The 20612-nt window shown below is 66.8% G+C and carries 18 protein-coding genes; 9 read left to right on the forward strand and 9 right to left on the reverse strand.

Translation table 11 applies throughout. From position 1 onward, the window contains the following. Positions 1-84: 84 nt before the first annotated feature. Both NJQ99_RS11795 and NJQ99_RS11800 read right to left on the reverse strand, forming a co-directional pair. Positions 85-711 (reverse strand): cupin domain-containing protein, encoded by a 627-nt coding sequence (locus NJQ99_RS11795; protein ID WP_269333029.1) that lies wholly within the window; start codon positions 709-711, stop codon positions 85-87. A gap of 223 nt (positions 712-934) precedes the next feature. After that, positions 935-1141, reverse strand: a complete 207-nt coding sequence (locus tag NJQ99_RS11800) for a hypothetical protein (protein ID WP_269333030.1) — start codon at positions 1139-1141, stop codon at positions 935-937. Between the two features lie 19 nt (positions 1142-1160). Between NJQ99_RS11800 and NJQ99_RS11805 the strand changes: the two genes are divergently transcribed. The 8 genes from NJQ99_RS11805 to NJQ99_RS11840 all read left to right on the forward strand — a co-directional run bounded on the left by NJQ99_RS11805 (position 1161) and on the right by NJQ99_RS11840 (position 12498). Next, positions 1161-2495 (forward strand): NAD(P)/FAD-dependent oxidoreductase, encoded by a 1335-nt coding sequence (locus NJQ99_RS11805; RefSeq protein ID WP_269333031.1) that lies wholly within the window; start codon positions 1161-1163, stop codon positions 2493-2495. Positions 2496-2543: 48 nt separating this feature from the next. Continuing rightward, positions 2544-4610: a hydantoinase/oxoprolinase family protein gene (locus tag NJQ99_RS11810; RefSeq protein WP_269333032.1), complete on the forward strand. Its 2067-nt coding sequence runs from the start codon at positions 2544-2546 to the stop codon at positions 4608-4610. A 2-nt stretch (positions 4611-4612) separates the two neighbouring features. Further along, positions 4613-6307 (forward strand): hydantoinase B/oxoprolinase family protein, encoded by a 1695-nt coding sequence (locus tag NJQ99_RS11815; protein ID WP_269333033.1) that lies wholly within the window; start codon positions 4613-4615, stop codon positions 6305-6307. A 35-nt stretch (positions 6308-6342) separates the two neighbouring features. After that, positions 6343-8031, forward strand: a complete 1689-nt coding sequence (locus NJQ99_RS11820; protein WP_269333034.1) for a hydantoinase B/oxoprolinase family protein — start codon at positions 6343-6345, stop codon at positions 8029-8031. 221 nt (positions 8032-8252) lie between these two features. Continuing rightward, complete coding sequence (gene dctP, locus NJQ99_RS11825; RefSeq protein ID WP_269333035.1) at positions 8253-9278, forward strand: TRAP transporter substrate-binding protein DctP; 1026 nt, start codon at positions 8253-8255, stop codon at positions 9276-9278. 111 nt (positions 9279-9389) lie between these two features. Beyond that, a complete protein-coding gene (locus NJQ99_RS11830; RefSeq protein WP_269333036.1) occupies positions 9390-9884 on the forward strand; it encodes a TRAP transporter small permease in 495 nt (164 codons plus the stop codon). Positions 9885-9930: 46 nt separating this feature from the next. Beyond that, entirely contained in the window at positions 9931-11217 is a 1287-nt protein-coding gene (locus NJQ99_RS11835) for a TRAP transporter large permease (protein ID WP_269333037.1), read from the forward strand. A 12-nt stretch (positions 11218-11229) separates the two neighbouring features. Further along, positions 11230-12498 (forward strand): NAD(P)/FAD-dependent oxidoreductase, encoded by a 1269-nt coding sequence (locus tag NJQ99_RS11840; RefSeq protein WP_269333038.1) that lies wholly within the window; start codon positions 11230-11232, stop codon positions 12496-12498. A gap of 35 nt (positions 12499-12533) precedes the next feature. On the opposite strand, the gene NJQ99_RS11845 is transcribed toward NJQ99_RS11840, so the two are convergent. Next, positions 12534-13679, reverse strand: coding sequence for an NADH:flavin oxidoreductase/NADH oxidase (locus tag NJQ99_RS11845; protein ID WP_269333039.1), 1146 nt, complete (start codon positions 13677-13679; stop codon positions 12534-12536). A gap of 210 nt (positions 13680-13889) precedes the next feature. Between NJQ99_RS11845 and NJQ99_RS11850 the strand changes: the two genes are divergently transcribed. Continuing rightward, positions 13890-15092 (forward strand): MFS transporter, encoded by a 1203-nt coding sequence (locus tag NJQ99_RS11850; RefSeq protein WP_269333040.1) that lies wholly within the window; start codon positions 13890-13892, stop codon positions 15090-15092. 119 nt (positions 15093-15211) lie between these two features. Here NJQ99_RS11850 and NJQ99_RS11855 read toward each other — a convergent pair whose 3' ends face one another. The 6 genes from NJQ99_RS11855 to NJQ99_RS11880 form a co-directional block, all read right to left on the reverse strand. Then, on the reverse strand, positions 15212-16402 hold the full coding sequence (locus NJQ99_RS11855) for an ABC transporter substrate-binding protein (protein WP_269333041.1): 1191 nt from the start codon (positions 16400-16402) through the stop codon (positions 15212-15214). A gap of 109 nt (positions 16403-16511) precedes the next feature. Beyond that, the gene (locus tag NJQ99_RS11860; RefSeq protein ID WP_269333042.1) at positions 16512-17207 is read right to left on the reverse strand and encodes an ABC transporter ATP-binding protein; all 696 of its coding nucleotides are present in this window, start codon (positions 17205-17207) and stop codon (positions 16512-16514) included. Next, a complete protein-coding gene (locus tag NJQ99_RS11865) occupies positions 17204-17911 on the reverse strand; it encodes an ABC transporter ATP-binding protein (RefSeq protein ID WP_269333043.1) in 708 nt (235 codons plus the stop codon). The genes NJQ99_RS11860 and NJQ99_RS11865 overlap by 4 nt, the downstream gene beginning before the upstream one ends. Continuing rightward, a complete protein-coding gene (locus NJQ99_RS11870; protein ID WP_269333044.1) occupies positions 17908-18936 on the reverse strand; it encodes a branched-chain amino acid ABC transporter permease in 1029 nt (342 codons plus the stop codon). Before NJQ99_RS11870 ends, NJQ99_RS11865 begins: the two co-directional genes overlap by 4 nt. Continuing rightward, positions 18933-19781: a branched-chain amino acid ABC transporter permease gene (locus NJQ99_RS11875; RefSeq protein WP_269333045.1), complete on the reverse strand. Its 849-nt coding sequence runs from the start codon at positions 19779-19781 to the stop codon at positions 18933-18935. The genes NJQ99_RS11870 and NJQ99_RS11875 overlap by 4 nt, the downstream gene beginning before the upstream one ends. Before the next feature lie 7 nt (positions 19782-19788). Further along, on the reverse strand, positions 19789-20553 hold the full coding sequence (locus NJQ99_RS11880) for an SDR family NAD(P)-dependent oxidoreductase (RefSeq protein ID WP_269333046.1): 765 nt from the start codon (positions 20551-20553) through the stop codon (positions 19789-19791). Between the last annotated feature and the right edge of the window lie 59 nt (positions 20554-20612).

The following is a 20612-nucleotide window of genomic DNA, read 5'->3' on the forward strand; positions in this document are numbered from 1 at the left end:
CGCCGTCAGCCGGCAGTCTGGGCGAACCCGTTTTTTTAGTCACGCTGAAAATTGTCTGCTCCGGTGCCGGTTTCTGCCCGCCTCTCAGTAGAACGGCGGGGTCGTCACCCAGACAACGGAGCATGGCACATCCGCGGGATTGCGGAATCCGTGCGGCAGCTTGCTCGGGAAGCGAAAGCTGTCGCCGGCTTTCAGGTCATAGACGTCCTTGTCGATGGTCAGGATCAGCTCACCGCTCAGCACGTGACCGCACTCCTCGCCCTCGTGCTGGTACAACTCCTCGCCGGATGAGCCGCCGGGTTCGACCTGGACCAGGACCATCTGGAGCTTTCCCCCGAGGTCCGGCGTCAGGAGTTCCTTGCGGATACCCTTCTTTTCGAGCCGAAGTGTCTTGCGGACGTTTGGCCGCACGATCCGGCCTCTCTCCTCGTGCGGAACGTCGTCCGGTTCGCTGAACACCCAGCTTATGGGAATGCGCAGCGCCGTGCACAGCATCTGGAGCGAGTTGAGCGATGGCGTGCTGAGGCCGCGTTCGACCTGGCTGATGAAGGCGACGGAGAGGCCGCTTTCGTCCGCGACCTTTTGCAGCGAAAGGCGGCGCTGCCTCCGGATCGTTCGCAATTGCTGCCCGACCGACCGGCTTTCGTCGGGCCGGCCTGCCTGCTGCTTCACCATCTTTGGGGGCGGACCAGCCTTCCGTGGAATGGGCATGCGTTGTCTCGACGATCCTGATATTCGCATGAGGGGGCGGATGCGCGTCCTATTGCATCTGCCTGCCCGGACCGGCAACCGGAAATGGCGCTCTCCCGCCACATGTCAACGCGGTTGCAGACCCCGTCCATCAAAAAAACATGGCTCTTTTTTTCACTCAAGGCATACGATTGGAGCGGTTCTGGTTTTGGCGATGCGCGCATGCATGGTCTGCGCCGTTGGCTCACAGGGCAAGATGCAGATGATGATGCATCGTTCCGAAGTATTGTTCCAGTAGGTATATGGTCTCATCTTTCACTGCAAGCTTCGCAACAGTGTTGCGAGGTGCTTTTTCGGTTTTTGAATTCTTTATTATAAAATCAGCGCGCAGAACAAGGTGCGATTTCACTTGAATTGAAAACTTCAGTTTGCCACCATTTCTCTCGCTCATGGAGAATTCGGGGGAGGAAATGGGAAGCAATTCTGACGCATCTTCGGAGGGTGCGGATTTCTGGAATGCTTCCGCCGGGCGCCCTCTGCCTGACCTGCCGGCGCTGAAGGGCGATCTTGAGTGTGAGGTTGCCGTTGTCGGCGGCGGCTTCTCGGGGTTGTCCGCCGCCCATCACCTTGCCGAAGCCGGCGCCGACGTCGCCCTTTTCGAGGGGGATATGATCGGCCGTGGCGCCAGCGGCCGCACGGCCGGGATGGCGGGCACGCGCTACAAGAAGGGATGGGCGGCCCTCGCCGCGGCCTACGGCAACGAGGAGGCCCGGCGCCTTCACGCCATGATGAATGAGGCGCTGGATACGCTGCGGGGGCTCGTCTCGAGGTATGGGGCCGAGGACGCCCTGCAGGTTGGCGGACAGCTTATCCCCGCGCACACGCCGGAGGCGTTCGAGGCGCTGGCCGCCGACGCGGAATGGCTTCGCCGCGAGGTTGGAGAGGAGGTCGTCGAACTGCTCGACGCCGACGCGACGGAGCGGGCGGTCGGTGCGAGGGGTTATCGCGGTGCCTGGTTCGACCCGCGGGGAGGCGGCCTTCAACCGGTCGAGTTCCTGCGCGCTGTCGCTGGCGGCATGCACGCCGCCGGTCGTCGGCTCTTCTGCAAGAGCCCCGTCACCTCGATCGAGGAGCGCGCGGATGCGGTGATCCTGACGACGCCTGCCGGTCGCGTTCGTGCCGGCCAGGTCATACTCGCCACGAACGCCTACACGCCGCGGGGGCTGGTGGCTCCGGATGTGTCGCGGCGGATGGTGCCCGTTGCGTCGTCGATCCTCGTCACCGCGCCGCTGTCGCGCAATGTCGCCGCGAGCATCCTGCCCGGCGGGCGCGTCGCCTCGGACACGAAGCGGCTGCTCCATGCCTATCGCATCCTGCCGGGCGACCGGCTGCTGTTCAGCGGGCGGGCGGACATCACCGGCCGACGGGCAAGCGACCCCGCATCGTATGCCGAACTCGAGAAATGCCTCCGCGACACCTTTCCGCAGATTACCGAGCCGCAGATCGACTATCGCTGGTCGGGCTTCGTCGGCGTCACGCGCGACGGATTTCCGCATGTCGGGCGCCTTGGCAAGCGTCTCGTGTACGCGATGGGATACGGCGGCCGGGGCGTGGTGCTTTCGCACCTTCTCGGCCGCTATGCAGCCGCGATGGCGCTTGGCACGCCGGTGGAGGCGGGGCCGCTGGGGGCGCGGGGCTTCGTTCCCTGGCCGTTCCATGGCCTGCGGATCCCCGCGATGCAGGCCATGACATGGCTCTACATGCACCAGGACCGCCGGGATGTCGCCCGGGCCCTCAGACCCTGATCCGGGAATTTTCAAACGCCTTCAAGATCGCGAGGACAGACGAGAGCGATGAGCAGTTCGAACAAGTACGACATCGGAATCGACATCGGCGGCACCTTCACCGACGTTGTCTGCCGGCGCCCCGGCGAACCGATGCGCACCACCAAGATCATGAGCACGCGCCAGGACCCCAGCCAGGCGGTCATGCGCGCGGTCGGCTTCATGGTGGAGAACTGGGGCATCGCACCTGAGGATGTCGGCCACTTCCTGCACGGCACGACCGTCGCCACCAATGCCGTGCTCGAACGCAAGGGCGCCCGGATCGGCCTGCTGACGACGGAAGGCTTCAAGGACGTTCTCGAGATCGGGCGCCAGATGCGCCATGCCCTCTATGGCGTGATCCTCGAACCGGAAACCCCGATCTTCCTCGCGCCGGGCAAGTACCGGAAGGAGATCCCGGGCCGCATCGACGCCAAGGGGAAGGAGGTAACGCCGCTCGACGAGGACGCCGTGCGCCAGGCCGTCCGGGAGTTGAGGGACGCCGGCGTCCAGGCGATTGCCGTCTGCTACATCTTCTCGTTCCAGAACCCCGCGCACGAGCAGCGCACCCGCGAGATCATCGCCGAGGAAGCGCCGGACCTGATGGTCTCGATCTCCAGCGATGTCGACCCGGCCTTCCGCGAATACGAGCGGACGGTCGTGACCAGTTTCGACGCCTACATGAAGCCCGTGATCGACCGCTACATGGAGCAGATCGAGGGCGGCCTCGGAAAGGCGGGGATCGGCTCGCCGCTCCAGGTCATGCAGTCGCGGGGCGGTCTGTCGATCTCCGCCGTGGCGCGCAAGCGGCCCGTCCGCCTGTTCATGTCGGGTCCCGCGGCTGGCGTGATCGGGGGCACGATCGTCGGCAAGATGGCCGGCTCGCTCAATCTCATCACCGTCGACATCGGCGGGACAAGCTGCGACATCGCGCTCGTCGACAACGGCCAGCCGGTGATCCGTCCCGAAGGCCGGATCGACGGCTACACGGTGCGGGTGCCGATGGTCGACGTGAACGCCATCGGCTCGGGCGGCGGCAGCATCGCATGGCTCGACGCGGGCGGCGGCCTGCGCGTCGGCCCGGAATCCGCCGGCGCCGATCCGGGACCGGCAGCCTATGGCAAGGGCGGCGAGAACCCGACCGTCACGGATGCCTCGCTGGTCCTGGGCTATCTGGACCCGTCCTATTTCGCCGGGGGCACGGTGTCGCTCGACACCGAAAAGTCGCGCGAGGCGATCCTCGAGAAGATCGCAAAGCCCCTGGGGCTCGGGCTCGAAGAGGCGGCGCTCGGCATCCACCGCGTCGTCAACGCGCAGATGGTGGAGGGTATCCGGCTCGTATCGATCCGCCAGGGCCTCGACCCGCGGCGTTTCGCCCTCGTCGCGCTGGGCGGCGGCGGCCCGGTCCATGCGACGGCGCTGGCGAGCGAGTTGAAGATCGGAACCGTCGTCATCCCGCGCTACCCGGGCGTGCTGTCCGCGGCAGGCCTCCTTGCCGCCCCCATCGAGCACGAGGTGGCCGCCGCCTATCCGTCGCCGCTGGAGGGCCTGTCGGTCGAGCGGCTGAAGGAGGCGCTGGGCAATCTCGACAGGCAATGCGCCGAACTGATGGCGCACGAGGGGGTCGACCCGTCTGAGGTGCGCATCAGCTACTCCGCCGACATGTGGTACCAGGGCCAGTCCTACTATCTGGAGGTGCCGATCCACCTGGAGGATCCGGACCCGATCAAGCGCCTCTACGCGGATTTCCTGAAGGTGCACGACCGGGTCTACGGCTATGCCTCCGAGGCGCCGGCCGGGATCGTCAACCTGCGCACCATCCACTCCGCCCTCGGCTCCGACACCCTGGGAGAGGGGGCCTATGTGGCGGGCACGGGCGCGCCCGTGAAGGGCGAACGCACGATCCGTACCGCCGCAGCGCCGGGCGGCGTCCTCGCGAAGATCTACGAGCGGGCGAACATGCCCGTCGGCTTCCGCTTCGAGGGGCCCGCCATCGTCGAGCAGGCCGACACCACCACCGTCGTCGAGCCGGGCTGGCGGGGCGAGATGATGGCCGACGGCAATCTCGTGCTCACCGCTTCGGAGGGAGGCAGCTGACCATGGCCGGAATCATTCCGCACGAGGTCGACCCGATCCTGCTGGAGGTCGTCCGCAACAAGCTCGACGGCATCGCCAACGAGATGGAGCTGACGCTGGTGCGCAGCGCCTTCTCGGTGATCGTGAAGGAGGCGCTGGACGCCTCCGCCAGCCTCTTCACCATCGAGGGGGAGCCGCTGGCCCAGTCGGTTGCCATTCCGGCTCACCTGTCGATGCTCGTGCCCATGGTCCGCTCGATCCTGCGCGACCATCCCCCCGAGACCATGAAGGAGGGGGACGCCTACCTGATGAACGACCCCTACGACGGGGCGAGCCATCTTCCAGACGTCGCCGTGGTCATGCCGGTCTTCGTGGACGGCCGGCCCATCGCGCTGTCCGCGGCGCTGACGCACCACCAGGACATCGGCGGCATGACGCCCGCGTCGGTGCCGACAAACGCGACGGAAATCTTCCAGGAGGGCATCCGCATTCCGCCGCTGCGCCTGCGGCGCGACGGCAAGTTCGACGAGACGCTCATCGCCCTGCTGAAGCAGAACGTGCGCCTGCCGGAGGTGTTCATGGGCGATCTCAATGCCCAGATCGCCTGCTGCTCCATCGGCGCGCGGCGTCTGAAGGAGCTCGCGGGCACCTATGGCGGGAACATGCTCAGGTCGCTGTTCGCCGAACTGCTCGACCGCTCCGAGCGCATGGTGCGCAACGCGATCCGCGGCCTGCCGGACGGCACCTACGACTACGAGATCAAGATGGACAACGACGGGGTCGAACTGGACCGCCGCCTGACCATCAAGGTCGCCGTGACCATCGCCGGCGACGAGATGACCTTCGACTTCACCGGCACGTCCGACCAGGCGCGTGGTCCCATCAACGCGGTCCCCGCCGGGGCCTATGGCGCGGGCAGCTTCTCGGTGAAGGCGATCACGGACCACAGCATCCCGAACAATGGCGGATGTTTCCGGCCGCTGAACTTCGTGTTGCCGGAAGGCAGCCTCGTGAACCCGCGCGAGCCTGCGCCGGTCAGCTGCCGTTCCGTGACGCTGAAGGCGATCTGCGGCTGCGTTCTCGGCGCACTGCGCAAGGCCGCCCCGGACCGGGTTCCGGCAGACGCATCGGGCGAACTCATGCTCGTGCATTTCGGCGGCCGCGACGAGGCGGGCAAGCCCTACATCACCTCGCAGCTTCTGGCGGGCGGCTCGGGCGCGAGCCGGCAGCGCGACGGTGTCGACGTGATCGAGACCGACGTCACCAATTGCATGAACGTCCCGGCCGAAGCGCTGGAGATGAGCGGTCCGCTGCGCGTGCACTCCCTCAAGCTGCGGACCGACAGCGGCGGGGCGGGGGCGCACCGGGGCGGTCTGGGCTGCGAGCAGCGGATCGAGATTCTGGGCAGCGACGCGACCATGACCTATCGCGGCGACCGGCATTTCTGGGTGTCGCCAGGACATGACGGGGGACAGTCGGGCGCACCGGCCGTCGGCTGGATCGACCGGGCGTCGGGCGCGCGCGAGGAGATCCCCTCGAAGCTCGTCACCCGGCTGCAGCGCGGCGACGTCGTCACGATCTGCACCGCTGGAGGGGCGGGTTTCGGCGATCCGCGGCAGCGCGACCGCAACGCCGTCGCCGAGGATATCGCAAACGGCAAGATCGGCGCGGAAGCAGCGGCTGCCGCCTATGGGTTTTCTGCCGGGCGAAACGGCTGAGCGGCCCCGCCCGAACGTAACGAAAGGCAAGCAATATGAGCACCACCGCAGCCCGCCCGGACCTCGATCCCATAACGGTGGAGGTGATCCGGAACAAGCTCGACGGCATCGCGAACGAGATGGAGCTGACCCTGGTGCGCAGCGCCTTCTCCACCATCGTCAAGGAGGGGCTCGATGCGTCCGCCAGCATCTTCACGCTGAACGGAGAGACGCTTGCGCAGGCGATCGCGATCCCGATCCACCTCGTCACGCTCCTGCCGATGGTCCGCCACCTGCTGGAGAAATACCCGGTGGCGTCCATGAAGGAAGGGGATGCGTTCGTCATGAACGACCCCTACCTCGGCGGGACGCACCTGCCCGACATCGCCGTGATGATGCCGGTCTTCCACCAGGGCCAGCCCATCGCGATCAGCGCGACCATGACCCATCACCAGGACGTGGGCGGGATGGCGCCCGGCTCCACGCCGACCAACGCGACCGAGATCTTCCAGGAAGGCCTGCGCATCCCGCTGCTCAAGCTGATGGACCAGGGTGTCCTGAACCCGACGTTCATGGCCATGCTGAAGCGCAATGTGCGCATCCCGGAGATCGTGACGGGCGACCTTATGGCGGAAATCTCGGCCTGTTCGATCGGGGCGCGCCGCCTGAAGGAACTGGGCGAGATCTACGGCGGCAACTTTCTGATCAGCGTCTTCGACGAACTGCTCGACCGCTCCGAGAAGATGACGCAGGCCGCGCTGCGGCGTATTCCCAACGGCAGCTACACCTACACCGACTATCTCGACAACGACGGGGTCGACCTCGACAGGCTCGTACCGATCACCGTCACCGTGAACATCGACGACAACGGCATCGAGTTCGACTTCACGGGGTCGAGCCCGCAGGTCCGCGGGCCGTTCAACTGCGTTCCGTCCGGCTCGCTCGCAGCGTCGTGCTTCGCGGTGCGTGCGGTCACGGACCCCGACCAGTCGATCCCGAACAACGGCGGCTGTTTCCGTCCGCTGTCGCTGAAGCTGCCGCCGGGCAGCATCGTGAACCCGAACGAGCCGGCGCCGGTCGGCTGCCGCACCTCGACCATCAAGCGGATCACCAGCGTCGTTCTGGGCGCGCTGCGCGAGGCGGTGCCAGACCGCGTACCCGCCGATCCCGGCGGCGAGGAGGTGATCCTGCATTTCGGCGGCCGCAGGGCGGACGGGCGCGGCTTCGTCACCTCGCAGATCCTGATCGGCGGCAGCGGGGCGTCCGCCGGCAAGGACGGCGTCGATGTGATCGAGACCGACGCCACCAACTGCATGAACATCCCGGCCGAGGCGCTGGAACTGGAAGCGCCGATCCGCGTGCACCGGGCCTCGCTCGCGCCCGATTCCGGCGGGCCCGGAGAGCGCCGGGGCGGGCTCGGCGCGTGGCTCGAGTACGAGATGCTCGAAGGCGAGATCACGATCACCTACCGGGGCGAGCGTCATTTCTGCCAGGCCGCGGGCGCGGCAGGCGGGCAGCCCGGCGGTTTCGCGTCGGCCGAGATCCGGCGGAAGGACGGCTCGGTGCACAGCATCCCGTCCAAGGAGGTCGCCCGGATGACCGCTGGAGAGCGTCTCATCATCAAGACCGCGGGGGGCGGAGGCTACGGCACGCCCGGCGCGCGCCCGAAGACGGAGGTCCAGGCCGACATCGAGAACGGAAAGGTCACGGCCAAGGCGGCCGAAAGCATTTACGGCGCAGGGTAACGGGGGCGCCCCTGGCCGGCGGGTCGGCTGAAAGACCCGCGCAGTTCCACGCAAGGCCGGTTCGCGGCCCCGTGGGGACACCTGCACCCCGGATGGCTCTGCCGGCGTTCGGCAGCCCAATCGCACACCCCTGCCACGGGGGAGGTCGCTTCGATGTGGATAGTCCGGGGAGCGGGCATGAGGTCCGCCCCCGCAAGCAGGTCAACAGGGAGAACAGGACCATGAAAGCACTTACTGCGGCATTGGCGCTGGTCGGCGCGGCCGGGTTGCTTCTCGGCACCCCGCACGTACAGCCGGCCCACGCGGCGGACACCGAATGGAAGATGCACCTCGTCTGGGTGCCAACCCGGCAGGAGGTCGTCTCCGCAAACAAGTTCGTCGAGCGCGTCAACGCGCGCACCGGCGACAAGTTCAAGATCACGGCCTACACGGGTGGCTCGCTCGGCGTGAAGGACTCCGACATGCTGCGTATCCTGCCGCCGGGCAACGTCATCCAGATCACGATGCTCTACACCGGCTATGTCGCGCGCGATGCGCCCGATCTCGCCTTCGCGCTGCCCGAAGGCGTCCTTTCGAGCGCCGAGGACGTGGTCAAGGCGTTGCCGGTGCTCGACGACATCTACGAGGAAGGATTTCAATCCTGGGGCGTCAAGTACCTCGGCACGCTGATCTCTCCGGACAAGTCGATCAACATCTACTGCAAGGACGAGGTCAACACGCTCGAGGAGTTGCGCACCAAGAAGCTGCGCGTTTGGAGCAAGGCGCTTCTGGACAGTTTCGCGAAGATCGGCGTCTCGGGCACCATCATCCCGCAGAACGACATGTACATCGCCCTGCAGACGGGCGTGGTCGACTGTGCGACCTACTACCCCGGCGCGGCGAACACGCTGTCGCTCCAGGAGGTGGCGCCCAACTGGGCCTTCCTGTCGCACTATGCGGTGCCCATCCCGCTTGTCGTCTCGCAAAAGGCTTGGGACGCGCTGCCGGCCGACGTGCAGGCCGTCATGACGGAAGAAGCCGACAAGCTGGTCAAGGAACTGGCCGACAACTTCCTCGCCGGCAATTACGAGGTTGCCGAGGGCAAGAAGTTCGACGCCAAGGGCGGCAAGCAGCTCGAGCCGTTCCCCGAGGCAGACCAGGCCGCATTCACGGCAGCTGCCATCGAGGTCTGGGAAGAGAACGCCACCCAACTCGGCGGAAAGCTTGAAGCGAACCGCAAGCGGCTGGCCGACGTTCTTGGCAACTGACCGGGCTTCGGGCGGCGGGTGCGGCTGCACGCGCCCGCCGTCCTTGACCCTTGCCCGAGCATGAAACAGGGAGCGGTGCCGGTGCGATCGTTTGCTCGACTGATAACGGCGTTGTCCAGGTTCGTCCTGATCCTGGCCGCGCTGATCGGCGGCTTGATGTCGGTGATCGTGTTTGCGGCGGTGACGATGCGATACGTGTTTCTGTCGCCCTTGAGATTTACCGACGAACTCATTGGCCTCCTGTTCTCGGCAGGTGTCTTTCTCGCGATTCCCTATCTCTTTGCGAGCGACAGGAACATAAGGGTTTCGCTGCTGACGGACCGGTTGTCCGGGACCGCGGCGGGCGTTGTGAAATTCGTCTCGAACATCGGTATCATCTGCTTCTTCCTGCTTCTTGGCGTGTTGAGTTTCGACTTCGCGTCCTTCTCCTACATGATCGGCGCGGAGTCCGACGTGGCACGGATCCCGGTCGCGCCCTGGATGGCGCTGATGCCGTTCTCCTGTTTCCTCACCGCGTTCATCGTCCTGCTGAAAACATCCTTCGAGCCCTTCGGCATCGCCGTGGGGCGCGACGAGCATGGAGCTTCAGAGGATACGGCGCTGTGACGCGCGCACTCCGTTCTACTCACGAAACCAACACGAGAGAGATCTGATGATTTGGCTGGTGCTGGCGCTCGGAGTGCTTCTTACGGGTCTCACCGGCATCCCGGTCGGTGTGGGACTGGGGCTGACCGGACTTACCATCCTTCATTTCTTTGCGGGCGGCAGTTCCTCGCTTGCCGTCATCACGATCTGGAACACGTTCAACGACTTTCTTCTCAGCGCGATCCCCATGTTCATCTTCATGGGCGAGATCCTGCTTGCGAGCGGCGTCAGCAAGAAGTTGTACGAGGCGGCCTCCCCCCTGTTCCGGCGCGTTCCCGGCGGGCTGCTGCACACGAACATCGCCGTGTGCACCATCTTCGGCGCGGTGAGCGGGGCAAGCACGTCCACCGCGGCGGCCGTCGGTGCGGTGGCCTATCCCGAGTTGAAGCAGCGCGGCTACGACCGCGCCGTCGTCGTGGGCACGCTGGCGGCCGGCGGCACGCTCGGGCTGCTGATCCCGCCGAGCCTCGCCCTGCTGATCTACGGTGCGACCCAGGGCGTGTCGATCGGCAAGCTCTTCCTCGCGGGGATCCTGCCGGGCCTTCTCCTGGCTGCGTCGTTCATGGTGGTGATCCTGGTGATGGCGCTGAGAAACCCGGAGATCTCGCCGCGGGAAGCTGTCCGGACCCCGTTCCTGCGGATCGTGACCGGGCTGCTCAGGATCTGGCCGATCGCCATCCTGATCTTTGCCGTGCTCGGCACGATCTACCTCGGCATCGCGACACCCACGGAGGCGGCGAGCCTCGGTGTCGTCTCGTCGATCGTGATCGGCTTCACCTGGGGAAACCTGACGCTCCGCAAGCTGCTTCATGCGTTCCGCGATGCGACCATCGTGTTCGGCACGCTGGGCGTGGTCCTCGTCGGTGCGCTGATCCTGTCGCAGGCGATCAGCATCCTGGGCGTGCCGACGCACGTCATGGCGGGGATCGGCGCGCTGGACGTCTCCCCCTATACCGTCTTCGCGCTGGTCGTCATCGTCTACCTGGTCCTCGGCTGCTTCTTCGACGGCATCTCGCTGATGCTGATGACCCTTCCGGTGGTCTTTCCGGTTCTTACGGGGCTCGGCTTCGATCCCATCTGGCTCGGCGTGATGATCACGCTGATGATCGAGATCGGGATGCTGACGCCCCCGGTGGGCCTCAATCTGTTCGTTCTGGTGGCGGTGACCAGGGGGGAGGTCAACCTCGGCCGGGCGGCCTTCGCGACCTTGCCGTTCTGGCTCGTGATGACCGGCGCGATCGTCCTGTTCACGCTTTTCCCAGGGATCGTGACGATCCTGCCGCAGATCCTCTGACGGGGGTGGGGGATGAGCGCCGCTTCTGCAAACCAGGCCATAGTGATCGGTGCCGGCATCGTCGGCGTCTGCACGGCGCTCCAGTTGCGCAGGGCGGGGTGGGACACGACGCTGATCGACCGCGCTGGGCCCGGACAGGCCTGTTCCTTCGGCAACGCCGGGATCATGGCGGGCGATGTGGTGCCGCCGGTTGCCTCTCCCGGCGTGCTGTGGAAGGTGCCCGGCTACCTGGCCGATCCCGATGCGCCGCTGGCGATCCGCTGGAGCTATCTGCCGAAGCTTCTGCCCTGGCTCTTTCATTTCGTGCGGTGCAGCCGCCCGGAGCTCTACGAGCGCAACACGAAGGCGATGGCGACGCTGCTTGCCCGCGCGCACGAGAGCTACCGTCCGCTGGTGGAGGCGGCCGGCGCGCGCGATCTTCTGCATTTCTGCGGTGCGCTGCAGGTCTTCGAGACCGAGGCGAGTTTCGCCGCCGGGCGGAAGGATGCGGAGTTCCGGCGTTCGCTCGGCGCCGACGTGCAGGAGCTGGCGGCGCACGAATTGCCCCAGTTCGCGCCCGGTCTCGCGCCGGTGCTTGCAGGCGGGCTCTATCGCCCGAACGTCGGCCACATCCGCGATCCGCTGGCGCTGACGACGGCGCTTCACGAGGAGTTCCTGCGTTGCGGGGGACGGCACCTTTCCTTCGGCGTGGACCGCCTCGAAAGGCTCCGCTCCGGACGGTGGGCCGTGCGCGGCACGGACGGGGCAGGGGCCGCTGCCGACGTGGAGGGCGACAGCGTGGCGGTGGCTGCGGGCGCGTGGTCGGGGCGTCTGCTGCGGGGGCTCGGCTTGCGCGTGGCGCTGGATACCGAGCGCGGGTACCACGTGACGCTGCCACGGGCGCAGTGCGACATGCGCATCCCGATCTCGTCGAGCGAGGGGGCGTTCTACGCGACGCCGATGGCCGGCGGCTTGAGGATCGCGGGCACGGTCGAGATGGGCGGTCTCGACCTGCCGCCCGCCGTGCCGCGCCGGACCGAAGCGATGATGCGGCGGGCACGGCGCTATTTCCCCGGCCTCGACGAAACCGGTGCGTCGACCTGGATGGGGTTCCGTCCGTCGATGCCGGACTCGCTGCCCGTGATCGGCCCGGTCGACGAGTTTCCCGGGCTGTTCCTCGCCTTCGGCCACGCGCACCTCGGCATGACGCTGGGTGCGGTGACCGGCCGCCTCATCACGCAGGCGATGAGCGGCCAGCCGACCGACGCCGATCTCGCTCCGTTCCGCTGGGACAGGTTCTGAGGCGGAAGGGCGGTGCCATGACCCAGACGCTCCGATCAGGCCACGCTATCGTCCGCCGGCAGGTTCCGGGCACGGCGCTGCAGCCACCACCCGTACTGCGGCGGCCAGAGCTCGTAGCCTGCATCGCCTTCCAGTTCGAGCGCCGCATGCAGCGGCCATTGCGGATTGTGCAGGGCCTCGCGCGCGATGCAGACCAGGTCGGCCCGCCCTTGCGCCACGATCGACTCCGCATAGGCTGCGTGCCGGATCAGGCCGACCGCCATGGCCGGCATCCCCGTCTGTGCGCGCAGCGTTTCGGCGTACGGCACCTGGAAGCCGTGCGGGCGCACCCCTGCCTTCAGCGTCGGCGGGGCGCCGACGCCGCCGGAGGAGCAATCGATCATGTCGACGCCTTCCTCCCGAAGCCGGGAGGCCAGCACGAGCGTGTCCTCCATCGTCCAGCCCGTTCCCTCGTCGTCGTCGACGCAGGACAGGCGGAACAGCAGGGGCTTGTCCTCGGGCCAGTGACGCCGGATCGCACGCGCGACCTCGATGGGAAAGCGCATCCGCCCCTCGCGGCCGCCGCCGAAGCTGTCGGTGCGGTTGTTGCCGAGCGGCGAGTAGAAGGAATGTACGAGATAGCCGTGGGCGCCGTGCACCTCCAGCACCTCGTACCCCGCTTCGAGGCAGCGGCGCGCGCCTTGCCCATAGGCTTCGGCAACTTCCATCGCCTCGGCCTCGGTCAGCGCGTGCGGCGTGTGCCAGCCCTCGACCTTGGCCTCGGCGACGGGGGCGACCGGTTGCCATTCCGTCTCGCCGCGCGCGGCCTCCGCCGCGCCGAGCGGGCCGTAGCCCTGCCAGGGGCGCTGACGCGACGCCTTGGGGCCCGAATGCCACACTTGCGCCGCCGGCACTGCGCCGGACGCGCGGATCGTGTCGGCGAGGGCGGCCAGGCCTTCGACGTGATCGTTCGACCAGACACCGAGGTCGCCGTAGGTGTTGCGTCCCCGCCTCTCGACCGCCAGCGCCTCGGTGAACACCATCGCGAAGCCGCCGTGACCGTACTTGGCCAGGTGATGGTGGTGCCATGGCTGCACCTGTCCCTCGACGGCGGAGTACATCTGCATCGGGGCGAGGACGGTGCGGTTTCGCAGGGTGACGCCACGCAGCGAAAAGGGAGAAAATAGCGTGCTTGTGCTCATCGGAAGCCTCGGGTGGTTGAAATGAATCCGACGCCCTTGGCGCCGATAGAAGCAACTGAAATGAAAAATAGACCAGAAATATTTGCCGGGCAAATAAAAATATATCCGATAAATTTGAGGGTATATTCGTATTTGTATTTTATATTGTAGAGGAATTTTGCCGTGAGCGCCCTGCCAAGAATGTCATTCATACTATGCGTATTCTTGCCATTGGCCTTCGGGTATCTGCTCTCCTACCTTTTCCGCACGATCAATGCGGCCCTCGCCCCGTATCTGGCGAGCGACTTCGGCCTCACGGCTTCGTCATTGGGCTTGTTGACGTCTACCTATCTGCTCGCCTTCGGCCTCATGCAGATACCGCTCGGCCTGATGATCGACCGCTTCGGCGTCCGGCGTGTCCAGGGGATCAATCTGCTGGTGACCGCGTGCGGCGCCGGGCTCTTCGCCGCTGCGGAGTCGCTCGGCCTGCTCATGGTGGCGCGCGCCATGATCGGGGCCGGCGTCGCCGTCAGCCTGATGGCCAGTTTTGCCTCGTTCATCATCTGGCTGCCGCCGCGGCGTGTGCCTCTCGCCATCGGATTGCTCATGGGGTTCGGCGGACTGGGCGCCATGCTGGCGGGTGCGCCGGTAGAGTTCCTGATGGAGACGGTCGGCTGGCGCACGATCTTTTTCGGCCTTGCGATCGCGACCTTCGCTGTGTCCGTTGCGGTGTTGCTGCTGCTCCCCGACAGCCCCCGCCAGTCGAGCAGCTGGTCCCGGCTGCTCTCCGGGTTGGCCGCCATCTACGCGACGAGGTTGTTCTGGCGCATCGTGCCGCTGGCCATATTGACCTGCGGCACCGCATTCGCATTGCAGGGACTGTGGGCCGGGTTGTGGCTTTCCGATGTGGCGGGGTTCGAGCAGGGGCAAGTCGCCGCCTATCTCTCGATCATGGCCTTCGGCCTGCTCGTCGGCTCGATAGCTTGCGGTCCCATGGCGTCGCTGTCGGAGCGCTGCGGCCTGTCGCTGGTGCATCTCGTCGGGGCGCTGTCGCTCGTCTTCTTCGTGACGCTGGCGCTGCTCTCGGCGGGATTGGCGGACCTCGCCCTGCCATGCTGGTTCCTGGTCGGCTTCCTCATCAATCCCATGTCGCTCACCTATGTCGTGCTGGCCCAGAGCTTCACGCCGGACATGGCGGGGCGGGTCAATACCGGGATCAATGTGCTGGTCATCCTCGGCAGCTTCCTGCTGCAGGCAGCCATCGGCTGGGTCCTCGATCTGTGGGAGACCGATCGGGCGGGGCGCTACCCGGTCGAGGCCTACGCGACGGCGTTCGGCACCCTGACAGCGCTGGGGCTGCTGGCTCTCGTCTGGTACTGGTTCGGCGGCGACCGCGGTGCGCCCGCAGACCGGGGCGACGGCGCCCGGGATTGAGGTGCCGCGCGCCGCCTTGCGGGTGCGGTAAACGGCGACGGAAAAGTGGGGCGGTCGCTGCCTGGCGACCGCCCCATCCCGATCAAGGGGGAGTTTCCGGCTCTGCCGAGGAGCCGGCCTCACATCTTGCAGGTCACCTCGGGCGCGACCTGTTCCGGGCTTGCGGTCATCGTGATGACCGGGCGCAACGTCCCCTCGTACTCCTGCACGACCCCGAAATAATTGGGCAGCAGCAACTGATGGTCTTCGGCGCGCATCGTCAGCTTGCCGAGGATCGTGTCGAACTGCGCGCCCGACATAGCCTTGCCCACGTCGCCCGGCTCGATGCTGCCGGCCCTGCGGACCGCCTCGAACAGGACTTGCGCGCCGATGTAGGTCTCACCTTCGAAGTTGGTCGGATCGGCATCGTACTTCTTGCGCCATGCCTCGACGAAGGCGTTGTTTTCCGGCGTGTCGAGGGTCGAGCTGTAGTTGATGATGCCGTAGATGCCCTTGGCCACCTCGCCCAGCGCCTTGACGGTGTTGTCGGTGGTGAAGCTCTGCCCTGCGACGGTGACGCTGTCGACGAGGCCGAACTGCTTGGCCTGCTGCGCGAAATTGACGGCATCACGCCCGGCGAGAACGACCCAGATCCCGTTGGCGCCGGAATCCTTGACCTGCTGGATATAGGGCGCGAAGTCGTTCGTGTTCGGCGGCACGAAGAACTGGCCCACCATGGTCTTGCCGGCGGCCGTTGCGGTCTTGGCGAAGGCTTCGCTCGACCCGCGTCCCCAGGCGATGTCGACCGCGACGACCGCCCAGTTCTTCTCCGACCGCTCCTGCAGCCAGGGCCGGATGGTGAGCGCGTCCATCTCGCTCTGGGTGTTCACGCGGAAGACCCGCTCCTGGCACTGTTCGCCGGTCAGCGCGTCGGCCTTGTTGATCGTCGAGATGTAGAGGCCGTCCCAGCGGGCCATCATCGGCGCGATGGCGAGACCCTCGCCCGAGGCGATCAGGCCCATGATGATCCGGTAACCCTCGCGCACCAGCTTTTCGGACTGCCGGCGTGCGTTTTCCGGATTGGCGCCGGTGTCGAGCGACCGGAACTCGACCGCGCGCCCGTCGACGCCGCCGGCCTTGTTGGCTTCCTCGACGGCGAACTCGACCGCCCGGATCACCTGGTTGCCGAGGTCGGCGTAGGTGCCCGACAGGTCGGTCGGCACGCCGACTTTCAGCGGGTCCTTGGCCTGCGCAGCCCCTCCCGCGAACCAAAGCGCTGCGGCTGCAGCGCACGCAACCCCTGTACGGCCTACTCTTGTGAGCATGGACATTTCGCTTCCTCCCCGATCGCCTTGCGATCCGTTTTTCGGAACGGCACTCCGTTCCCCTCGTTTCGGGCAGGGGCGGCTGGACGCCCGTGCTGCCCGCGATGCAGGCCCACTAGATCGTGATGTGGTCCTGCAGTTGCTGCGTCGTCATGCCAGCCAGCGTTCCTGTCTCTGTCACCTCGCCCTTGGAGAGCACGTGGTAGCGGTCGGCAACCCGCTGGATCAGGCGGATGTTCTGTTCGATCAGCATGATCGCGGTGCCTTCGTTCGCCAGGTGATTGAAGAGGCGCGCCAGTTCGTCGACGATCACCGGAGCCAGCCCCTCGCTCGGCTCGTCGAGGACGAGAAGGTCCGGATTGGCCATCAGCGCGCGCCCGATGGCGAGCATCTGCTGTTGCCCCCCGCTGAGGCCGAGGCCCGGGTTCCCCGCGCGCTCGCCGAGCGCGGGGAACAGCTCGTAGACCGTCTTGAGCGTCCACGGTCCGGGCCGGCTGACGGCCGCACCCAGCAGCAGGTTTTCCTCGATCGTCAGGTTCGGCAGGATGCCGCGCCCCTGAAGAACCGAGGCGATACCGGAGCGTGCCGCCAGATAGTTCGGCAGGCTGTCGTACCGGACGCCCCGGATGCAGACTGCCCCTGCGCGGATCGTGGTCACGCCGCACAGCGTGTTGACGATCGTCGTCTTGCCTACCCCGTTGCGTCCCAGGATCGCGACGCGCTCCCCCGCGCCGATCTCGAAGCTGACGCCATGCAGGATGCGGGCGTTGCCGTAATGGGCATCGACGCGGTCGAAGGCGAGCAGGCTCATGGTGCCTCCGATCCGAGATAGGCGGCGATCACGTCCGGGTGGCGCTTGATGTCCTCCGGCTTTCCCTCCGCCAGGATCCGTCCCAGGTGAAGCACCGTGATGTGGTCGCAGATCGAAAAGATCACCTGCATGTCGTGCTCCACGATCAGCACCGTGACGTCCCAGCGGTGCACCAGGTCCTTCAGGATGTCCGCGAGCTTGAGCGACTCCTCCACGGTCAGCCCTGCCGCCGGCTCGTCGAGCAGCAGAAGCTGCGGCCTGCCGACCAGGGCAAGCGCGAGATCGAGCCGGCGCTGGTCGCCGTAGCTGATCTCCTGCGCCGGCCGGTCGAGAAGGTCGCCGAGCGCCAGGGCGTCGATGACTTCGGCGAGTCCCGATGTGCCCAAGGCCCGCGCGGCCACCTGCAACTGGGTGCGCACCGTGATACCCGGGAAGATGTTGGTGCGCTGGAACGAGCGTGCGAGCCCGCGGTGCCGGCGTTGTTGCGGTTTCAGGCCGGTGATCTCCTCGTCGCCGAGAAAGATCCGGCCGCTCCAGTTCTGGGCCCGGCCCGAGAGCACGTCGATCAGCGTGGATTTGCCCGCGCCGTTCGGTCCGATCAGGCCGCGGATCTGGCCGCGCTCAACGCTGATGCTGACATCGTCGAGCGCCTTGAAGCCGCCGAAGGCGCGGCTGAGGTTGCGTCCTTCCAGCACCGCGGTCATGGCCGCCCCCAGCCCAGGCGCTCGCCCGCCCGGCGCCCCAGTCCCGCGATCAGGCCCGCGAAGCCCTGAGGCAGCAGCAGGGTAACCAGGATCACCGTGCCGCCGACCAGCGCGGGCCAGTATTCCGTTGCGTCCCCGGCGAGGTCCTCCAGGAAGAACAGGAGGAACGCGCCCAGCGCCGGTCCCCAGAGAACCTTCGGCCCGCCCACGATCGCCATGATCAGCGCCATGCCCGACAGGCTCCAATGCAGCATCTCCGGCGAGATGTAGCCGTCGTAGAGGGTCTGCAGGACGCCCGCCAGCGCCGCGATGAATGCCGAGATCCCGTAGATCACGGCGCGCGGCAGGGTGGTGCCATAGCCGATGAAGCGGGCCCGTTCCTCGTTCTCGCGGATCGCTTCGGTCAGTTGGCCGAAGGGGCTGCGCGCCATCAGGGCGAGCCCGAGCAGGAGAACCACCAGCAGTGACCAGCAGATCACCAGCATCGACGATGGCGACTGGAAGAGCCCGGAATCCACGCCGAACAGGGTTCGCGGCAAGGGCACGCTCATGCCATCGTCGCCATTGGCAAGCTCGCGCCATTTGAAGGCGACCTCGTAGAAGGCCTGCCCGACCGCGAGCGTCAGCATGGCGTGGGCCACGCCGGGGATGCGCGCGATCACGAGGCCGAGCAGGAACGCGATCGCGGTCGGCCCGATGAGCGCGGCAGCGAGCGCCAGTTCCGGCGACGCGATCTCGCGCACCATCAGCACCGCGAAGAGATACCCGCCGAGACCGAAGAACGCGGCCTGACCGAAGCTGATGCGTCCGTTCTGCCGCACGAGGAGACCGACGCTCGTCGCCAGGATCATGTCGACGATCGCCTGCGTGAGCAGCGACAGCCACAAGACCGAAGCGATCAGATGCGGGGCCGCGAACCCGACGGCAAGCGCGACCCCCGCGGCGAGCGCAAGGTGGAACGGCCATCGGGTACGTATCGACGTTCCGCGCGCCCCGGCGAGCGGATCGAGTTCGGCCGTACTCATGTCCGTTTCCCCGCAAAACCCGTCGGCCGCCAGATCAGCACGCCGATCATCAGCAGGAAGGGCAGCATGGTCGACGCCCAGGGCAGGTAGACGGCTCCCAGGTTGTGGATCTGTCCGATCAGCAGCGCCGCGGCGAAGGCCCCGGAGAAGCTGCCGAGGCCGCCGACGACGACCACGATGAAGCTTTCGATGAGGATGAAGCTTCCCATCGTGGGGGAAAGGGCCATCAGCGGCGCCGCAACCACACCGGAGAGGCCCGCGAGCCCGGTTCCGAGCCCCACGACCAGCAGGCTGAGACGGTCCGTGTCGACGCCCAGGATCGCCGTCGTGCGGGGGTCGGTGCTGGACGCGCGGATGTAGAGACCGGTGCGGCTGTATCTCAGCCAGGCGGTGAGGCCGCCTGCGACGCACAGGCTCACGCCGATCACGAACAGGCGGTAGACGGGGAAGGGCTGTCCGAACAGCTCGACCGTGCCCGACAGAAGCTCCGGCGGCTGCATGCTCCGGTAGGCCTTGCCCCAGATGGCGGTAGCGACCGACTCCAGCACCAGGAGGATGCCGAAGGTGACCAGCACGGTGACCATGTGGTCGTGCTTGCGCAACGGCCTCAGCACGCCGGCGTCGAGCGCGATGCCGACAAGCGTCATGGCGAGGCACGCCCCCGCGAGACCCAGCCAGAAATCGAACGCGGCTGCGATCGAGAAGCCGATGTAGGAGCCCAGCATGAACAGCGCGCCATGCGCGAAGTTCACGATCTCGCGCAGCCCGAAGATCAGGACGAGGCCCACGGAAAGCAGGTAGAGCAAGCCGCCATAGACCACGCCATTGAGCAACTGGATCATCATCTCCGTTTCACCCCGCCGTATAGCCGCCGTCGACGAAGATCGTCTGGCCGGTGATGAACGCGCCCGCATCCGATGCGAGCAGGAGCAGCGCGCCCGAAAGATCCTCCGGTTGCCCCAGGCGGCCCAGCGCGGTGCGCCTCACGACGCCCTCGTAGAGTTCGGGTTGCGTCTTCACCGCCTCGCGGTTGAGGTCGGTGACGATCACGGTCGGGGCGAGCGTGTTCACGGTGACGCCGTGCGGCCCGAGTTCGAACGCCAGGGCTGCCGCCATGTTGGCGACTGCGGCCTTGGTGGTGCAGTAGGCAACGCGGTTCGCCATGCCGCGCGCGGACAGGATCGACCCCATGTTGACGATCCGGCCACCCCCCTTTGCGATCATCGCCGGGGCAAACGCGCGTGTGGTGAGGTAGGTGCCCGTGACATTGACGTCGATGAGCGACTGCCACTCGTCGGGCTCGGTATCGAGCAACAGCCGGGGCGAGGTGATGCCGGCATTGTTGAACAGGATGTCCGCCCCGCCGAAATCCGCAGCGACGCGCTGCGCGGCCTTCTCGAGGTCCGCCCTGGAGGTGACGTCGGCGTGGATCACGGTCGCGCTGCCTCCGGCCTGGCGCACCTCCGCGGCCGCGGCGTCGAGCTTTCCGGCGTTGCGGCCCAGCAGCACGACATCGGCGCCAGCGCCGGCAAAGGTGCGGGCGGCCAGCGAACCGAGGCCGCCGCCGCCCCCGGTGATCACTGCAACCCTTCCATCCAGGCGAAACCTCTCAAGCATCGCACTGCGCTCCCTCCTCCCGCCGTGCCGGATCTCTCGTCGTGTCCGGCTTCGGCAGA

The sequence above is a fragment of the Futiania mangrovi genome (assembly GCF_024158125.1).
Lineage (GTDB): Bacteria > Pseudomonadota > Alphaproteobacteria > Futianiales > Futianiaceae > Futiania > Futiania mangrovi.

Coding starts and splice junctions, on each gene's coding strand:
- NJQ99_RS11795 (WP_269333029.1), bottom strand. CDS start 711: ATGCCCATTCCACGGAAGGCTGGTCCGCCCCCAAAGATGGTGAAGCAG.
- NJQ99_RS11800 (WP_269333030.1), bottom strand. CDS start 1,141: ATGAGCGAGAGAAATGGTGGCAAACTGAAGTTTTCAATTCAAGTGAAA.
- NJQ99_RS11805 (WP_269333031.1), top strand. CDS start 1,161: ATGGGAAGCAATTCTGACGCATCTTCGGAGGGTGCGGATTTCTGGAAT.
- NJQ99_RS11810 (WP_269333032.1), top strand. CDS start 2,544: ATGAGCAGTTCGAACAAGTACGACATCGGAATCGACATCGGCGGCACC.
- NJQ99_RS11815 (WP_269333033.1), top strand. CDS start 4,613: ATGGCCGGAATCATTCCGCACGAGGTCGACCCGATCCTGCTGGAGGTC.
- NJQ99_RS11820 (WP_269333034.1), top strand. CDS start 6,343: ATGAGCACCACCGCAGCCCGCCCGGACCTCGATCCCATAACGGTGGAG.
- dctP (WP_269333035.1), top strand. CDS start 8,253: ATGAAAGCACTTACTGCGGCATTGGCGCTGGTCGGCGCGGCCGGGTTG.
- NJQ99_RS11835 (WP_269333037.1), top strand. CDS start 9,931: ATGATTTGGCTGGTGCTGGCGCTCGGAGTGCTTCTTACGGGTCTCACC.
- NJQ99_RS11840 (WP_269333038.1), top strand. CDS start 11,230: ATGAGCGCCGCTTCTGCAAACCAGGCCATAGTGATCGGTGCCGGCATC.
- NJQ99_RS11845 (WP_269333039.1), bottom strand. CDS start 13,679: ATGAGCACAAGCACGCTATTTTCTCCCTTTTCGCTGCGTGGCGTCACC.
- NJQ99_RS11855 (WP_269333041.1), bottom strand. CDS start 16,402: ATGTCCATGCTCACAAGAGTAGGCCGTACAGGGGTTGCGTGCGCTGCA.
- NJQ99_RS11860 (WP_269333042.1), bottom strand. CDS start 17,207: ATGAGCCTGCTCGCCTTCGACCGCGTCGATGCCCATTACGGCAACGCC.
- NJQ99_RS11865 (WP_269333043.1), bottom strand. CDS start 17,911: ATGACCGCGGTGCTGGAAGGACGCAACCTCAGCCGCGCCTTCGGCGGC.
- NJQ99_RS11870 (WP_269333044.1), bottom strand. CDS start 18,936: ATGAGTACGGCCGAACTCGATCCGCTCGCCGGGGCGCGCGGAACGTCG.
- NJQ99_RS11875 (WP_269333045.1), bottom strand. CDS start 19,781: ATGATGATCCAGTTGCTCAATGGCGTGGTCTATGGCGGCTTGCTCTAC.
- NJQ99_RS11880 (WP_269333046.1), bottom strand. CDS start 20,553: ATGCTTGAGAGGTTTCGCCTGGATGGAAGGGTTGCAGTGATCACCGGG.